Annotated in this window: 12 protein-coding genes; 9 read left to right on the forward strand and 3 right to left on the reverse strand. The window is 50.8% G+C overall.

What is annotated here, in order from left to right; all coding sequences use genetic code 11:
* Nucleotides 1-33: 33 nt before the first annotated feature.
* Both ACO0LL_RS22355 and ugpQ read right to left on the reverse strand, forming a co-directional pair.
* Nucleotides 34-1,095 (reverse strand): MerR family transcriptional regulator, encoded by a 1,062-nt coding sequence (locus tag ACO0LL_RS22355; protein WP_422953025.1) that lies wholly within the window; start codon nt 1,093-1,095, stop codon nt 34-36.
* Nucleotides 1,096-1,200: 105 nt separating this feature from the next.
* Nucleotides 1,201-1,947, reverse strand: a complete 747-nt coding sequence (ugpQ, locus tag ACO0LL_RS22360) for a glycerophosphodiester phosphodiesterase (protein ID WP_422953026.1) — start codon at nt 1,945-1,947, stop codon at nt 1,201-1,203.
* Between the two features lie 48 nt (nt 1,948-1,995).
* On the opposite strand from ugpQ, the gene ACO0LL_RS22365 reads away from it, so the two are divergent.
* The 9 genes from ACO0LL_RS22365 (at nt 1,996) to ACO0LL_RS22405 (ending at nt 12,683) form a co-directional block, all read left to right on the forward strand.
* Nucleotides 1,996-3,237, forward strand: coding sequence for a CaiB/BaiF CoA transferase family protein (locus ACO0LL_RS22365; RefSeq protein ID WP_422953027.1), 1,242 nt, complete (start codon nt 1,996-1,998; stop codon nt 3,235-3,237).
* Nucleotides 3,238-3,371: 134 nt separating this feature from the next.
* Nucleotides 3,372-4,511: a sensor histidine kinase gene (locus tag ACO0LL_RS22370; protein WP_422953028.1), complete on the forward strand. Its 1,140-nt coding sequence runs from the start codon at nt 3,372-3,374 to the stop codon at nt 4,509-4,511.
* 2 nt (nt 4,512-4,513) lie between these two features.
* On the forward strand, nt 4,514-5,332 hold the full coding sequence (locus ACO0LL_RS22375) for a LytR/AlgR family response regulator transcription factor (protein WP_422953029.1): 819 nt from the start codon (nt 4,514-4,516) through the stop codon (nt 5,330-5,332).
* A gap of 227 nt (nt 5,333-5,559) precedes the next feature.
* Nucleotides 5,560-6,039 (forward strand): GNAT family N-acetyltransferase, encoded by a 480-nt coding sequence (locus ACO0LL_RS22380; RefSeq protein ID WP_422953030.1) that lies wholly within the window; start codon nt 5,560-5,562, stop codon nt 6,037-6,039.
* A 48-nt stretch (nt 6,040-6,087) separates the two neighbouring features.
* Nucleotides 6,088-6,990: a sulfurtransferase gene (locus ACO0LL_RS22385; protein WP_422953031.1), complete on the forward strand. Its 903-nt coding sequence runs from the start codon at nt 6,088-6,090 to the stop codon at nt 6,988-6,990.
* Nucleotides 6,991-7,182: 192 nt separating this feature from the next.
* Nucleotides 7,183-9,243 (forward strand): M13 family metallopeptidase, encoded by a 2,061-nt coding sequence (locus ACO0LL_RS22390; protein ID WP_422953032.1) that lies wholly within the window; start codon nt 7,183-7,185, stop codon nt 9,241-9,243.
* 204 nt (nt 9,244-9,447) lie between these two features.
* The gene (locus ACO0LL_RS22395; protein WP_422953033.1) at nt 9,448-9,879 is read left to right on the forward strand and encodes a hypothetical protein; all 432 of its coding nucleotides are present in this window, start codon (nt 9,448-9,450) and stop codon (nt 9,877-9,879) included.
* Between the two features lie 11 nt (nt 9,880-9,890).
* Nucleotides 9,891-10,709 (forward strand): DUF2145 domain-containing protein, encoded by an 819-nt coding sequence (locus ACO0LL_RS22400; protein WP_422953034.1) that lies wholly within the window; start codon nt 9,891-9,893, stop codon nt 10,707-10,709.
* Nucleotides 10,710-10,964: 255 nt separating this feature from the next.
* The gene (locus ACO0LL_RS22405) at nt 10,965-12,683 is read left to right on the forward strand and encodes a long-chain-fatty-acid--CoA ligase (RefSeq protein ID WP_422953035.1); all 1,719 of its coding nucleotides are present in this window, start codon (nt 10,965-10,967) and stop codon (nt 12,681-12,683) included.
* Nucleotides 12,684-12,967: 284 nt separating this feature from the next.
* On the opposite strand, the gene ACO0LL_RS22410 is transcribed toward ACO0LL_RS22405, so the two are convergent.
* A complete protein-coding gene (locus ACO0LL_RS22410) occupies nt 12,968-13,423 on the reverse strand; it encodes an HIT family protein (protein ID WP_422953036.1) in 456 nt (151 codons plus the stop codon).
* Between the last annotated feature and the right edge of the window lies 1 nt (nt 13,424).

The following is a 13,424-nucleotide window of genomic DNA, read 5'->3' on the forward strand; positions in this document are numbered from 1 at the left end:
AAAATTAAATGATGGAATTCTTCCAGGTCGTTGTCAACGGGCTGCATGGTCCGGCAGATTGGCAGACATATCGCTGACCATCAACGCCAGCATGCCTTGTTCGACAAATTGCTTCATGTCTGCTGTATAGCCACTGCCAGCCAGCATCTCTGGATGCTGCTCGTGAGCAGTCTGGACTTTTGCATGCGTAGCGGGGTTCGTACCCCAGGTGTCAGCAATCAGCCATTGCCAGTGGCGCATGAGTTTCATGATGTCGGGATGGCCGGGTGCGGGCTTGCTTTCCATCAGTTGCCTGGTCTGCGCAAATGTGTTCAGCCATTCCTGCATATTCTTTTGGCCATGTTTGCGGTAATGCTGTAATTCATCCTGATCCAGGTAGTTTGCAAAGATATCGCAGCGTATTTCATGCAAGGCATGCAAAATAAAATCGAGCAATTCACCGTCTATGCCGGTGATGGCCTGGGCAGAAAAATCTGTCCTGTGCATGTTGCTGAGTTTGACGAAGAAACGCGGATCATCCCCCATGCTGGTCTTGCATAAGTCCATCCATGCACGCGCCAGATTTTTGGCTCGTATATCAGTGGCAGATATGCTGTTCTCCATGAGGCTGCGCACAGCGGTCACTAGTTTGGGCCATTCCTGCCTGAAATTGTTTTGCGCTGCCCGTTTTTGGAAAATGGCAATTTCTTCTGCACTGAAATACTGACGCTGTGTCGTCATCAGGCGCAAAGTGTTGAGCCATTCATCAAGCTCCGGCTCTTTTTCTGAAGACAGTTTTTCTTCGAGTGTAGCCAGGCGCTCGCGTAAATCATTCGCATCCGCAATTTGCCTGTCTATTGCGCACATCTGCTGGCGTATCAATTGACGCAAGTCTGCGCCGCCACCATTGAGCATATCGCGTGTCTCTGCCAGTGACAGCCCGAGGCCTCGCAACGCCTGCACGCGGTGCAGACGGGCGACATCATCCCTGTTGTATAAACGATAACCTGATGCCGTGCGCGAAGACGGCTGCACCAGCCCTATTTCTTCATAATGATGCAGCGCACGGATAGTCAGGCCTATGCGTTTTGCCAGTTCGCCTATCTTGAGTAACATTGCTTGCCCTTTTAGAAAGGCCCATCTTAAAGTCTGACGTAACGTTAGAGTCAAGCAATTTCAAAAAGATTTATAGGGTTTTCTACAAATTTACTTATTGGCAAGTTAAAAATCTGCCGGTATCAAATCCAGCCTGTCTGTACAAAAGGCATCAACACCCCAATGCAGTATTTCCGTCGCCCTTTCAGGTGTGTTGACGGTATAGCAGAACAGGCCATATCCGGCGTCTTTGATCTCGCGCGCCGTGTCTGCCGTTAAATGTTTGTGATTTGTATGCAGGGCTTTTGCGGCCAGCTCTTGCAAGCTGGCCTTCCAGTCAGGCGTGACCTTGTCCATCAAAAAACCGCGCGGGATGGTAGGTGCTGCATGCTTGGCGGCCATCAGGGCAGCAAATGAAAATGAAGAAAACAGGGGCAGATGCAGGGCATCGACTACGGCAACATCAGCGAACAGGGTTTGCGTCTGTTCTGCCACAACCCGCCCGGTTTCTTCCTCCGCTCCTGGTGATGGTTTGATTTCGACATTCATCCAGATCCCATGTTGGCGGCAAAAGCGCACTACATCTGCATACAGGGGCACTGGCTCTCCCTTGAAATTATCCGCGAACCACTTACCGGCATCCAACTGCTGCAAATCTGCTGCCAAAGTATCGGCCACACGGCCACTGCCAACCACGGTTCTGCCAAATTCAGGATCATGCATGAGCACAGGAACGCCATCCTTTGATAACATGACATCAAATTCCACGGCAGCAAAACCGTGCTCTTGTCCGCAACGCATCGCAGCCAGGGTATTTTCTGGCGCCAGGGTTCCTCCACCACGATGGGCGATGACTTTGGGATAGGGCCACATTTTGCGCTCCGTATAAGCTGATAAGTAATGTTAATAGGATAATCGAAGATGCCGACACCGTCGCTACAAAAAACCTCTCTGGGCCATATCCGCGTGCTGGACCTGACGCGGGTGCTGGCAGGCCCCTGGTGTGCACAAAACCTGGCCGACCTCGGCGCAGAAGTCATCAAGGTTGAACGACCAGGCAGCGGCGACGATACCCGTAGCTGGGGGCCGCCTTATTTGCGCGATGCGGAAGGCAATAACACGACAGAGGCAGCATATTACCTCGCCGCTAACCGTGGCAAACAAGCCATTACGGTCGATATTGCGACCGCAGAAGGCCAGCAAATTATCCGTGAACTGGCAGCAAAATCTGATGTCGTGCTGGAAAACTACAAGGTTGGTCAGTTAAAAAAATACGGCCTTGATTATGATTCCTTGAAACTGATCAAGCCTGATCTCGTCTATTGTTCCATCACCGGCTTTGGCCAGGATGGCCCTTATGCCCGTCGTGCCGGTTATGATTTTATCGTGCAAGGCATGGGCGGTTTCATGTCGCTGACGGGTGAACGTGATGACTTGCCTGGCGGCGGCCCGCAAAAGGCCGGTGTGGCGATTGCTGACCTCATGACGGGCATGTACTCCACGATCGCCGTCATGGCCGCCCTGACGCACAGGGACAGGACAGGCGAAGGCCAGTACATAGACATGGCCCTGCTGGATGTGCAGGTCGCCATGCTGGCCAACATGAACATGAATTACCTGTCCAGCGGCAATGCCCCCAAACGCTGGGGCAATGCCCATCCAAATATTGTGCCGTACCAAACCTTTGCGACTTCTGACGGCCATATCATCGTCGCTGCAGGTAATGACGGTCAGTATAAGAAATTTGTACAGATAGGTGGCCTGCCAGAGCTTGCAGATGACCCGCGTTTCAACACCAACCCCAAGCGCGTAGAACACAGGGATGTGCTGGTGCCGATACTGGCCAACATGGTCAGGCTCAAGAGCAAGCAGGAATGGATAGACCTGCTGGAAAAAGCTGGCGTGCCTTGCGGCCCGATCAACCGCCTGGACGAAGTATTTGCCGACCCGCAGGTCGTGGCGCGTGGCATGAAGATCAAGGTTCCTCATCCTGCTGCCGGCAGTGTTGATCTGCTGGCCAGCCCGATGAAGCTTTCAGTCACGCCCGCCATTACCCCCGGTGCCCCGCCCCTGCTGGGCCAGCATACCCAGGCCGTATTGGGTGAATTGCTGGGCTATGGGCCAGCGCAAATTGAGGAATTGAAGGGCAAGAACATCATCTGACGGATGGCAGCAAGGCAGCAGGCGTCGTTTTTGCAAACCCTGGCGACAAAAAACCGGGGCTTCATCTTAAAGCGCTCCGCAGCCTGCGCCAAAGTCGCTAAGCTTATGCCCATCACTATTTCCCTGGCAAAACAATGATCAAACAGTATTATCAGCGCACAGTATCTGCCCTGTTATCAAGCCTGACACCGGCATGGCGCGAGCGCATCTACAAGATTTTGTCGGATATGCCGCGTCTGCTGGGTATCAATCTGGCCTGCGGCTTTGCAGTCACCTACGTGCTGCGCACCGGTGGCAGCCTGCTCGTGAACGTTACCGTTTCCATGTTCATAGGCTTTTCTGCCTATACCCTCATCAACGGTACAAAGCAGTTGATCTGGCGGGACAAGGAACCCCATGTCATCGGCTTTTACCTGATGTGCCTGCTGGTCGCGCCACTGGCTTTTTTCGTCGGTCTGCTGATAGCGTCCTATCTGCTCAATTTTTCTATCAATGCCTTTTCGCATTTCCAGTGGAATCATGTGAGCAATTTTGTCATCATGACCTGCATCGTCAGTCTGGTGGCAGCCTGGTCTTTCTGGAACCGGGGAAAAATGGCAGAACTGGTCGCCGCTGCCGAGGCAGAAAAAGCCAAGAATGCCGCCATAGAGAAGCAGGCCCTGCAAGCGCAATTACAAATGCTGCAAGCGCAGATAGAGCCGCATATGCTGTTCAACACCCTGGCCAATCTGCAGGGCCTGATCGCGATAGACCCTGACCGTGCCCAGCACATGCTGGCACAACTGATCATTTACCTGCGTAATACTCTTAGCTCTTCGCGTGCAGAACATACCAGTTTGAAGCAGGAGTTCACTCTTATGCAAGCCTATCTGGAACTGCTCGCCATACGCATGGGCAAGCGCCTGCGATACACGCTGGACTTGCCCGATGCCTTGCAGCAGACCAGCATTGCCCCCATGCTCTTGCAACCATTGGTGGAAAATGCCATCAAGCACGGTCTGGAGCCAAAAATGGAAGGTGGCAGCATCCATGTCGTCGCTGAAGCCGTGACAGGGCAATTGCACCTGAAAGTCATAGACACTGGCCTGGGCCTGCCTTTCAATTACGATGATACTCATATCGTGAGCGCTGATGGACTACATGTAGGCAACGCCAACATCCGTGACCGCCTGCTTGCCCTGTATGGCCCACAAGCCAGCCTGACGCTGACGGCCAACGCGCCTGAAGGGGCGATTGCCCATTTGATTATTCCCTTAGCACACTTAGCACAATAACCATGACAAACAAACGCGCCCTGATCGCTGAAGACGAACCCATACTTGCCCTTACCCTGCAAAAAATGCTGGGCAAACTCTGGCCGGAACTGCAAATCTGCAGCATGGCTGAAAATGGCGTTGAGGCCGTGCAGGAAGCCCTGACACAATTACCTGACATACTCTTTCTTGATATCAAAATGCCGGGCAAGACCGGGCTGGAAGTGGCGCAGGAACTGGCAGAAGAATGGCCGGACCAGAAACCCTTCCCCCTGATCGTGTATGTCACTGCCTATGATGAATATGCTGTTGAAGCATTCGAGCACTCAGCCTCGGACTATGTTCTGAAACCCATCAGTGAAGACAGGTTGAACAAAACCGTACAAAGATTGCAGGCCCGCCTTGCTGACGGCCCACAAAGACCGAATGAGCTTGAACGTGTGCTTGAGCAACTGCGCCATCTCGTACCTGGCCAGTCTGCCCAGTCTGCCCAGCCTGCCAACACTGCGCAGCCAGAACGCCTGCGTATCATACGCGCCGCCGTCGGCAACCAGATACGCATGATCAATGTCGATGATGTACTGTATTTTGAAGCGACTGACAAATACATCAATGTCGTCACCAGAGAACATTCATCCCTGATACGCAGCAGTCTGCGCGAACTCTTGCCGCAGCTCGACAGCAGCATCTTCTGGCAGATACACCGCAGTACTGTCGTCAATACCCTGCACATACAGATCGCCAACAAGGACGAGACTGGCAAGATCACACTGAAGCTCAAAGGCAGTGAAGATAAATTGCAGGTGAGCCGGGTATATGCACATTTGTTCAGACAGATGTAATCATGACTTACGCAAAACCGCCCCAGCTGCGTTGCAGCTCCCGCTTTAATCTTTCCTTGTACTAAAGTACTGTCTTCGTCGCTACGGTGCAGTCGGGGTTTCAGGCAACACGTTGTCTGCCAACGCAACGAACCACCCTTGCAAGGGTGGTTTTTAAAGCGTTAGCCTTGCTGGGACAATTTTGCGCAAGTCCTGATAAGATGTTTTCAAAATACAGAAAATCGACTATGACAAACCCAAAAAACTTAAACGATTTACAATGGAAGTGTGCCAGCTTTGCCGAATTAAGCAATATACAGTTGCACGCGATTTACCAGGCACGTTCTGCCGTATTTGTCATTGAACAAAACTGTGTGTATCAGGACGTCGATGGCAAAGACCCAATTTCACATCACCTGACGGCCTGGACGCCGGAGGGCGAAGTAGCGGCTTATCTGCGCATAGTCCCAGCTGGTATCAGTTTTGATGAGGCTTCACTGGGCCGCGTCATCAGTACCCACGACTGGCGTGGTACTGGTGTTGGCAAAGCTTTAATTGCAAACGGTATCACATCCCTGCATGCGCTCTACCCCGCCGCCAATATCCGCATTGGTGCGCAGGCTTACCTTGAAAAATTCTATGGCAGCTTTGGTTTTGAGACGGTTTCTGACATCTATCTGGAAGACGATATTCCCCATATCGAGATGCTGTTGGTCGCAAAAGCCTGATTAAATCGCTTATAATGTTGCCAAATCAATGACTTACTGAATTTCATCATGCCCGCTGTAATACAAACACCCGATAAACCCTACGTCAATATTTCTGCCTACAAGTTCATCACCTTTGATGACACTGCTGAAAAACGCCAGGTCTTTTTGGATAAATGCAAGGAACTGAATCTGAAAGGCACGGTACTGCTGACGCCAGAAGGCATCAATATGTTCCTCGCTGGTTTGCGCCATGAGATTGATGCCTACATGGACTGGCTGCACCAGGACCCGCGTTTTGCAGATGTGGTCGCCAAAGAGAGTTTTTCTGACCACCAGCCCTTCACCAAAATCCTGGTCAAGCTGAAGGCAGAAATCATCACCATGCGCATGCCATTGATCAAGCCTGAAGAAGGCCGCGCTCCTGCGGTGGATGCTCACACGCTAAAGCGCTGGCTGGACCAGGGTCATGACGACAATGGCAAAGCCGTGGTCATGGTCGATACCCGTAATGATTTTGAAGTCGATGTTGGCAGTTTTGATAACACCATCGACTACCGCATTGCCAAGTTCACAGAGTTCCCGGCTGTTATTGAAGCCAACCGCGATGCATTGAACGACAAGACTGTCGTGACTTTCTGCACCGGTGGCATACGTTGCGAAAAAGCCGCCATTCACATGCAGAATGTTGGCTTTGACAGTGTCTATCAGCTCGAAGGCGGCATCCTCAAATATTTTGAAGAAGTCGGTGGCGATCACTACCATGGCGACTGCTTTGTGTTTGACTACCGCACAGCACTGAACCCACAACTGGAAGCTACAGACACCAAGCAATGCTTTGCCTGCCGTGCCGTTGTCACGCCACGTGAGCAATTGTCTCCCTGGTATATCTCTGGCAAGTCTTGCCCACATTGCAAGAAAGAATCGACAGGGGCAACTGGCGCAAGTGAAGCTGAGGCTGCTGCTGCATGATTGACCCAGCAGATTGCTGAAGTAAATTTTCAAACGAAAGCATTATTGTTTATACAGTAATGCTTTTTTTATTTTCCGAACTGAACTTCAACTGCTCCAGGCAGTCAATTGAGATTCAAGCACTTTAAAATAAACTACCCATCCTGCATTGCATTGCTGCCCGGGTAAAACATCTTATTCCAGAGACTCCCTATGAAACGCTTATTACTCAGCGCACTCGCCCTCAGCCTGCTGACCAATGTTGTTCACGCCACAGAGCCTGCACAGACAACGACAGTTGCCACAGCATCTGCCCTGGGGTCAGGCATACATCCTGAAGACATGGACAAGGCAGTGCGCCCGCAGGATGATTTTTATCGCTATGCACAAGGTGCGTGGTTGAAGGCGAATGAAATCCCGTCCGACAAATCAGACTGGGGTACTTTCATGAAAGCGCGTGAAGATGTGCAACAACAATTGCGTACCATCGTCGAAAGCGCCGCGAAAGAGAGCAACAAACTGGCTGGTTCGGACAAGCAAAAAATCGGTGATCTTTACACCAGTTTCATGGATGAGAAAAAACTCAATGCCCTGGGCATCACCGCACTAAACAATGAATTGGGGCTAATTACCAAAATACAAAACAAGCGTGGCATTCATGGTCTGATTGCCCATTTCCATGAGATAGGTGTCAACACCCCGATACGTTTAAGCATAGGCCAGGACGACACCAACTCCAGCCAATATGCCGTGACTGTATCCCAAGGTGGGCTGGGTTTGCCAAACCGCGATTATTATCTGTCGCAGGATGACGCAAAAATGGCCGACATCCGTGCCAAATACAAGACACATATAGAAAAAATACTGACACTGGCTGGTAAAAGCAATGCAGCAGCACAGGCCGACAATATCATCGCACTGGAAACCGCACTGGCCAAGGTGCAATGGACAACCGAACAAAACCGCGATCCGGTCAAGACCTATAACAAAATGTCCGTTGCTGAATTGAGCAAGATGACGCCAGCCTTCAACTGGGCCGTGTATCTGAAATCAGCCCACATGCAAGGCAAAATCAATGACCTTATCGTATCGCAGCCGAGTTACATCAAAGGTTTTGACGATGCCATCAACAACTTCAACCTCAACATCTGGAAGTCGTATTTCACCTGGCACCTGATCCGCTCCTACAGCCCTTTCCTGTCGTCTGATTTTGTGAATGAAAACTTTGCCTTCTATGAAGCCACAATTGCAGGTACGAAGGAAAACCGTACACGTGAAAAACGCGGTGTAGCACTGACTGACCAGTTGCTGGGTGAACCCGTAGGCAAGATCTATGTAGAAAAATACTTCCCGCCTGAAGTCAAACAACGCACAGAGAAAATGGTGGGCTATTTCCTTGAAGCTTTCAAACAAAGTATCGAAACTCTGGACTGGATGAGCCCCGAAACCAAGAAACAGGCGCAAATCAAATTATCCAAGATCAGCGTCAAGATAGGTTACCCAAGACAATGGCAGGATGATACTGGCCTGACGATCAAGAGTGATGACCTGGTCGGCAACCTCATGCGCGCCCGCAAAGCACGCCACGACAGAGAAGTTGCCAAGCTGGGCAAACCCATAGACCGTGAGGAGTGGCATATGACGCCACAAACGGTGAATGCCTATTACAGCGAGACAATGAATGAAATCGTCTTCCCCGCAGCACGCCTGCAATCACCTTTGTTTGATGTCACTGCAGAAGATGCTTTCAACTATGGTGCACTGGGCATTTCCATCGGCCATGAAATCAGTCATGCATTTGATGACCAGGGCGCGCAGTATGATGGCGACGGCAATTTGCGCAACTGGTGGACAGCCGAAGACAAGGAAAAATTCAAGAAAAAAACTGCCAGCCTGGTTGATCAATATGCGACGTATAGTCCAGTTCCAGGTTATTTTCTGAATGGGAAAACCACCCTAGGTGAAAACATTGCCGACAATGCGGGCATCGTCATGGCATTGCGTGCCTACAAGCTCTCATTGCAAGGCAAGCCTGCACCTTTGATTGATGGCTGGACAGCCGAACAACGCCTGTTCATGGGCCTGGCACAAGCCAGACGCGGCAAGTCACGCGAACAGCGCGCCATCGCTCTTGTCAAGACCGACCTGCATTCTCCTGGAGAATTCCGTGTCAATGGCAGCCTGGTCAATCATCCTGATTTTTATACTTCGTTTGACGTCAAACCTGGCGACAAGATGTATCTGACGCCAGATAAGCGTGTCAGTATCTGGTAAATCACTTATCACCCCACTACCTGCCATCGTTTGATCAAGAGCCATGGCAGGTAGCATATACAGTATCCAATTTCCTCAAAAATCGTCGTACCGGTATCAAATTCCACTACCTCTTCTGTAACTATTTGCTACTGATGACAAATAGCTTGTGATTCTATGGTCTTATATTATTGTAGAGTCACTTTCTACATTTAAGGACACATGATGACAACACCAATTCGCAAAATCGCCCTGATTGCCGCTCTGTGCGCCAGCAGCCTGTTGCCACTTTCTGCACACGCTGGTCGTGGCTGCATCTCTTGCGGCCCCTCTGGTGGCTCTGAAGCCCTTTCAATGGGTGTGGGCATCATCATGCTCGGCGGTTTTTCCATGGTGGCTGGTTCAGGCGAGATGATAGTTGATACCGTCAAGGCGGGTGCCGATGGTGTGACTGTCGTGCTGAAGGGTTCTACGCAAGCGGTCAGCACTACTGTCAGGTTATCTGGCAAGGGCATAGAAAAAGTTGGTCTGGTCAGCGGTGCCGTGGTGGAAGTCAGCGCGACGACAACTGGTTATTTGCTGGTCAGTGCAGGCAAGGTGCTGGCGTTTATTCCGAATGAAATCGGCACTGCCCTGATGCATCACAACAAAGTCTGATCAAATTTAATATGCGCACACGCTCACTGGCTTCCTCCAAGGTTCTGATAATAATTCAGCGTCTATTCATCGTCACCGCTCTCGCCTGTACGGCACCGGCTTTTGCCGGTCGCCCTTGCGAGGAAAATAGTTACGATCCCAAGAAAGTCATGCAGGCGCTGGAGTTTGCGCACAAGACCCAGATCAGGCTCGACGAAAGTCAGGCCAATGTTGCCATCATCGCCCGCGTCGGCCAGGATTTGTCCAAGTACAATTTGCGCTATTCCCATCTGGGCCTGATAGAACGCCTGCCAGATGGCACCTGGTCTGTCATGCATGAGTTGAACCAGTGCGGCACTGCCAATTCAGAATTATTCAGGGAAGGTCTGGGTAATTTTTTCATGGACGACATGTTCGCCTTTGAAACCCTGGTCCTCATTCCCAACACCGAGCTGCAACAGAAAATACAACAGGTGATGGCCGATGGCCGCGCGAAGAACCTGCATGCGGCGCGCTATAACATGCTGTCCTATGCCTACTCCACCATGTACCAGAACTCGAATCAGTGGGCTCTGGAAGTTCTCGCCGCAGCGCAAGCCAATGATGTGCGCATAGAAAACCGCACTCAAGCCCAGGCATGGTTGAAGTCAGCATCGTATAAACCTGACACCATCTACATCCCTTCCCTGACACGCCTGGGAGCACGCATGTTCCGCGCCAACGTCGCCTTCGACGACCACCCATTCGATCGCCGCATGGCCGGGCAAATCGATACCGTCACGGTTGAATCCATAGTTCGATTCATGATGTCGCGAGATAGCAAGGCTGAGAAATTCGTGCTGAAGCAATAAACTGATTTGCAAAACCTTCTGCAATCGAACTCCAAAATCTCTACCGGAGCAGCATAGAACTGCTCTCAAAAAACCACAAAAGCATTTTTTAGAAGGCTTATTCAAATGTCATGAATAAGCCTTGCCTCCTGCTATTACCTGCATTTAGCATGGACAAAAACAATAATAAGTTTGCCAATATCAGTACGCAGGCGGTATCCACTGCCGCCATGCGTCACCCGATTTTTATAACAATGAGACAAAAAAAGGTAAAGCATGGAAAAGTTTTGGCTGCAATCCTATCCCCAAGGTGTACCCGGAGAAATCGACTACACACAATACACATCACTCGTGCATCTGCTGGAAGAGTCATTCCAGAAATACGCTGACCGCAAGGCCTACGTCTGCATGGACAAATACCTGAGCTATGCGGAAGTAGATGACTTGTCGAAAAAATTTGGTGCGTGGCTGCAAAGCAGGGGCCTGGAAAAAGGTGCCCGCGTTGCCATCATGATGCCTAACGTCCTGCAATACCCTGTCGTCATCGCCGCAGTCTTGCGTGCGGGCTATACCGCCGTCAACGTCAACCCCTTATATACACCACGTGAACTTGAGCATCAATTGAATGACTCAGGCGCAGAGGCTATTGTCATCCTTGAGAACTTTGCCACTACGCTGCAGCAGGTACTCAGCAAAACCCGCATCAAGCATGTCGTCGTGACCAGCATGGGCGACCTGATGGGTGGTGTCAAAGGCATGGTCGTCAATTTTGCCGTGCGCCATATCAAAAAAATGGTGCCAGAATTTTCCTTGCCGACTGCTGTCAGTTTCAAGCAGGCTCTGGCAGATGGTTCGCGCCAGCCATTAAAAGCGGTCACGATCACGCATGATGACATCGCTTTCCTGCAATACACCGGTGGTACGACAGGCGTCTCCAAGGGAGCAACGCTGTCACACCGCAATGTCACTGCCAATGTCTTGCAAAATGATGCGTGGGCACAACCGGCGCTGAACAAGGCTCCAAAAGTAGAGGCCATGACCATCGTCTGTGCCCTGCCCCTCTACCATATTTTTGCACTGACCAGTTGCTGCCTGATGGGCACGCGCCTGGGTGGTTTGAATATCCTGATCCCCAATCCGCGTGACATACCAGGACTGGTGAAGACGCTTTCCAAACATAAAATCAGCATGCTGCCAGCCGTGAATACGCTTTACAACGGCTTGCTGAATAATCCTGATTTTGCAAAACTTGATTTCTCTGAACTCAAGGCCTGCAATGGTGGTGGCACGGCGGTGCAACAGGCAGTTGCCGAGCGCTGGAAAAAAGTCACTGGCTGCGCTATCGTTGAAGGCTATGGCTTGTCCGAAACCTCACCTGTCGCGACCTGCAACCCATCCAATGCAGAAAACTTTAGCGGCACCATAGGCTTGCCATTGCCATCAACAGAAATAGCGATACTTGACGATAGCGGCAAGCGCGTACCATTGGGTGAAGCAGGTGAAATTGCCATACGTGGCCCGCAAGTCATGGTGGGTTACTGGAATCGCCCTGAAGATACAGCCAGTGTCATGACTGCCGATGGTTTTTTCAAATCAGGTGATGTCGGCATCATGCAGGAAAATGGCTATATCCGCGTAGTCGATCGCAAGAAAGACATGATACTGGTGTCAGGCTTTAATGTTTACCCGAATGAAATTGAAGGCGTAGTGGCGGCTCACCCCGGCGTGCTGGAATGCGCCTGCATAGGTGTGCCAGATGCCAATTCTGGCGAGGCAGTGAAATTATATGTCGTCAAAAAAGATGCGCAATTGACTGATGAAATGTTGATGACTTATTGCAAGGAACAACTGACATCCTACAAAAAACCCAAGTACATAGAATTCCGTACCGAGTTACCAAAGTCAAATGTTGGCAAAATCTTGCGCCGTGAATTAAGAGACGAAAAGAAAGTGGAAAAGATTGATATCAAGCCAGATGAAAAGAAAGCGGCTTGATGGCTAAATTAAGCCTAGCTTAACCAAGCCAAGCTAACAAAACAGGGCCTGCATCGTCAGGCCTTGTTTTTTATACGTAAATAACTTGTATAGGACTTACGCAAAATTGTCCCAGCAAGGCTATCGCTGTGGGAAACATCCCTGGCAAGGGATGTTCGTTTCATCGGCAAGCAACGTGTTGCTTGAAACCCCGATTACACCGTCAGCGACGAAGACAGTACTTTAGTACGCGGCTCCTAGGAGAGGAGCTGCAACGCAGCTGGGGCGGTTTTGCGTAAGTCCTATTATTCTGATTTGAGCAAAGCTTGCCACCGTGCCGCCTGCCGTGTCAAACGTTTGCCGCGGCCTATATAAGACCAGGGATTGATAAAACGTGTCAGGTAGCGCCATACCATCAATGCAGTGTCACCATCACGGCGTGGTATCACATGCAGATGCACATGGGCCACATGCTGGTTGGCTGCCTTGCCATTATTAAGCAACACTGCAGTGGCATTGCTTTCACCACCGAGGCGCAATGCAGAGGAAAAACGGCTTGCCATGGCAAACAGGTAAGCCACCGTTTCTTCCGGCAAGTCTTCTATATGCTGCTGGTGTTGTTGCGGTATCACCAGCAAATGCCCGCGCGTCAGGGGGAATGCATCGAGTATGGCGATACACTGTTCATCACGATAAACGACCGATGCGGCGCTGCGCCCGTTGAGGATTTCGCAAAATACGCATTCATGCTTTCTGGCCACA

The sequence above is a fragment of the Undibacterium sp. TC4M20W genome (assembly GCF_049340245.1).
Lineage (GTDB): Bacteria > Pseudomonadota > Gammaproteobacteria > Burkholderiales > Burkholderiaceae_D > Undibacterium.

Bases quoted from the DNA above. Each gene is read 5' to 3' on its own strand.
- ACO0LL_RS22370 (WP_422953028.1), top strand. From the start codon at position 3,372: ATGATCAAACAGTATTATCAGCGCACAGTATCTGCCCTGTTATCAAGC.
- ACO0LL_RS22405 (WP_422953035.1), top strand. From the start codon at position 10,965: ATGGAAAAGTTTTGGCTGCAATCCTATCCCCAAGGTGTACCCGGAGAA.
- ACO0LL_RS22355 (WP_422953025.1), bottom strand. From the start codon at position 1,095: ATGTTACTCAAGATAGGCGAACTGGCAAAACGCATAGGCCTGACTATC.
- ACO0LL_RS22385 (WP_422953031.1), top strand. From the start codon at position 6,088: ATGCCCGCTGTAATACAAACACCCGATAAACCCTACGTCAATATTTCT.
- ACO0LL_RS22380 (WP_422953030.1), top strand. From the start codon at position 5,560: ATGACAAACCCAAAAAACTTAAACGATTTACAATGGAAGTGTGCCAGC.
- ACO0LL_RS22400 (WP_422953034.1), top strand. From the start codon at position 9,891: ATGCGCACACGCTCACTGGCTTCCTCCAAGGTTCTGATAATAATTCAG.
- ACO0LL_RS22395 (WP_422953033.1), top strand. From the start codon at position 9,448: ATGACAACACCAATTCGCAAAATCGCCCTGATTGCCGCTCTGTGCGCC.
- ugpQ (WP_422953026.1), bottom strand. From the start codon at position 1,947: ATGTGGCCCTATCCCAAAGTCATCGCCCATCGTGGTGGAGGAACCCTG.
- ACO0LL_RS22365 (WP_422953027.1), top strand. From the start codon at position 1,996: ATGCCGACACCGTCGCTACAAAAAACCTCTCTGGGCCATATCCGCGTG.
- ACO0LL_RS22375 (WP_422953029.1), top strand. From the start codon at position 4,514: ATGACAAACAAACGCGCCCTGATCGCTGAAGACGAACCCATACTTGCC.
- ACO0LL_RS22390 (WP_422953032.1), top strand. From the start codon at position 7,183: ATGAAACGCTTATTACTCAGCGCACTCGCCCTCAGCCTGCTGACCAAT.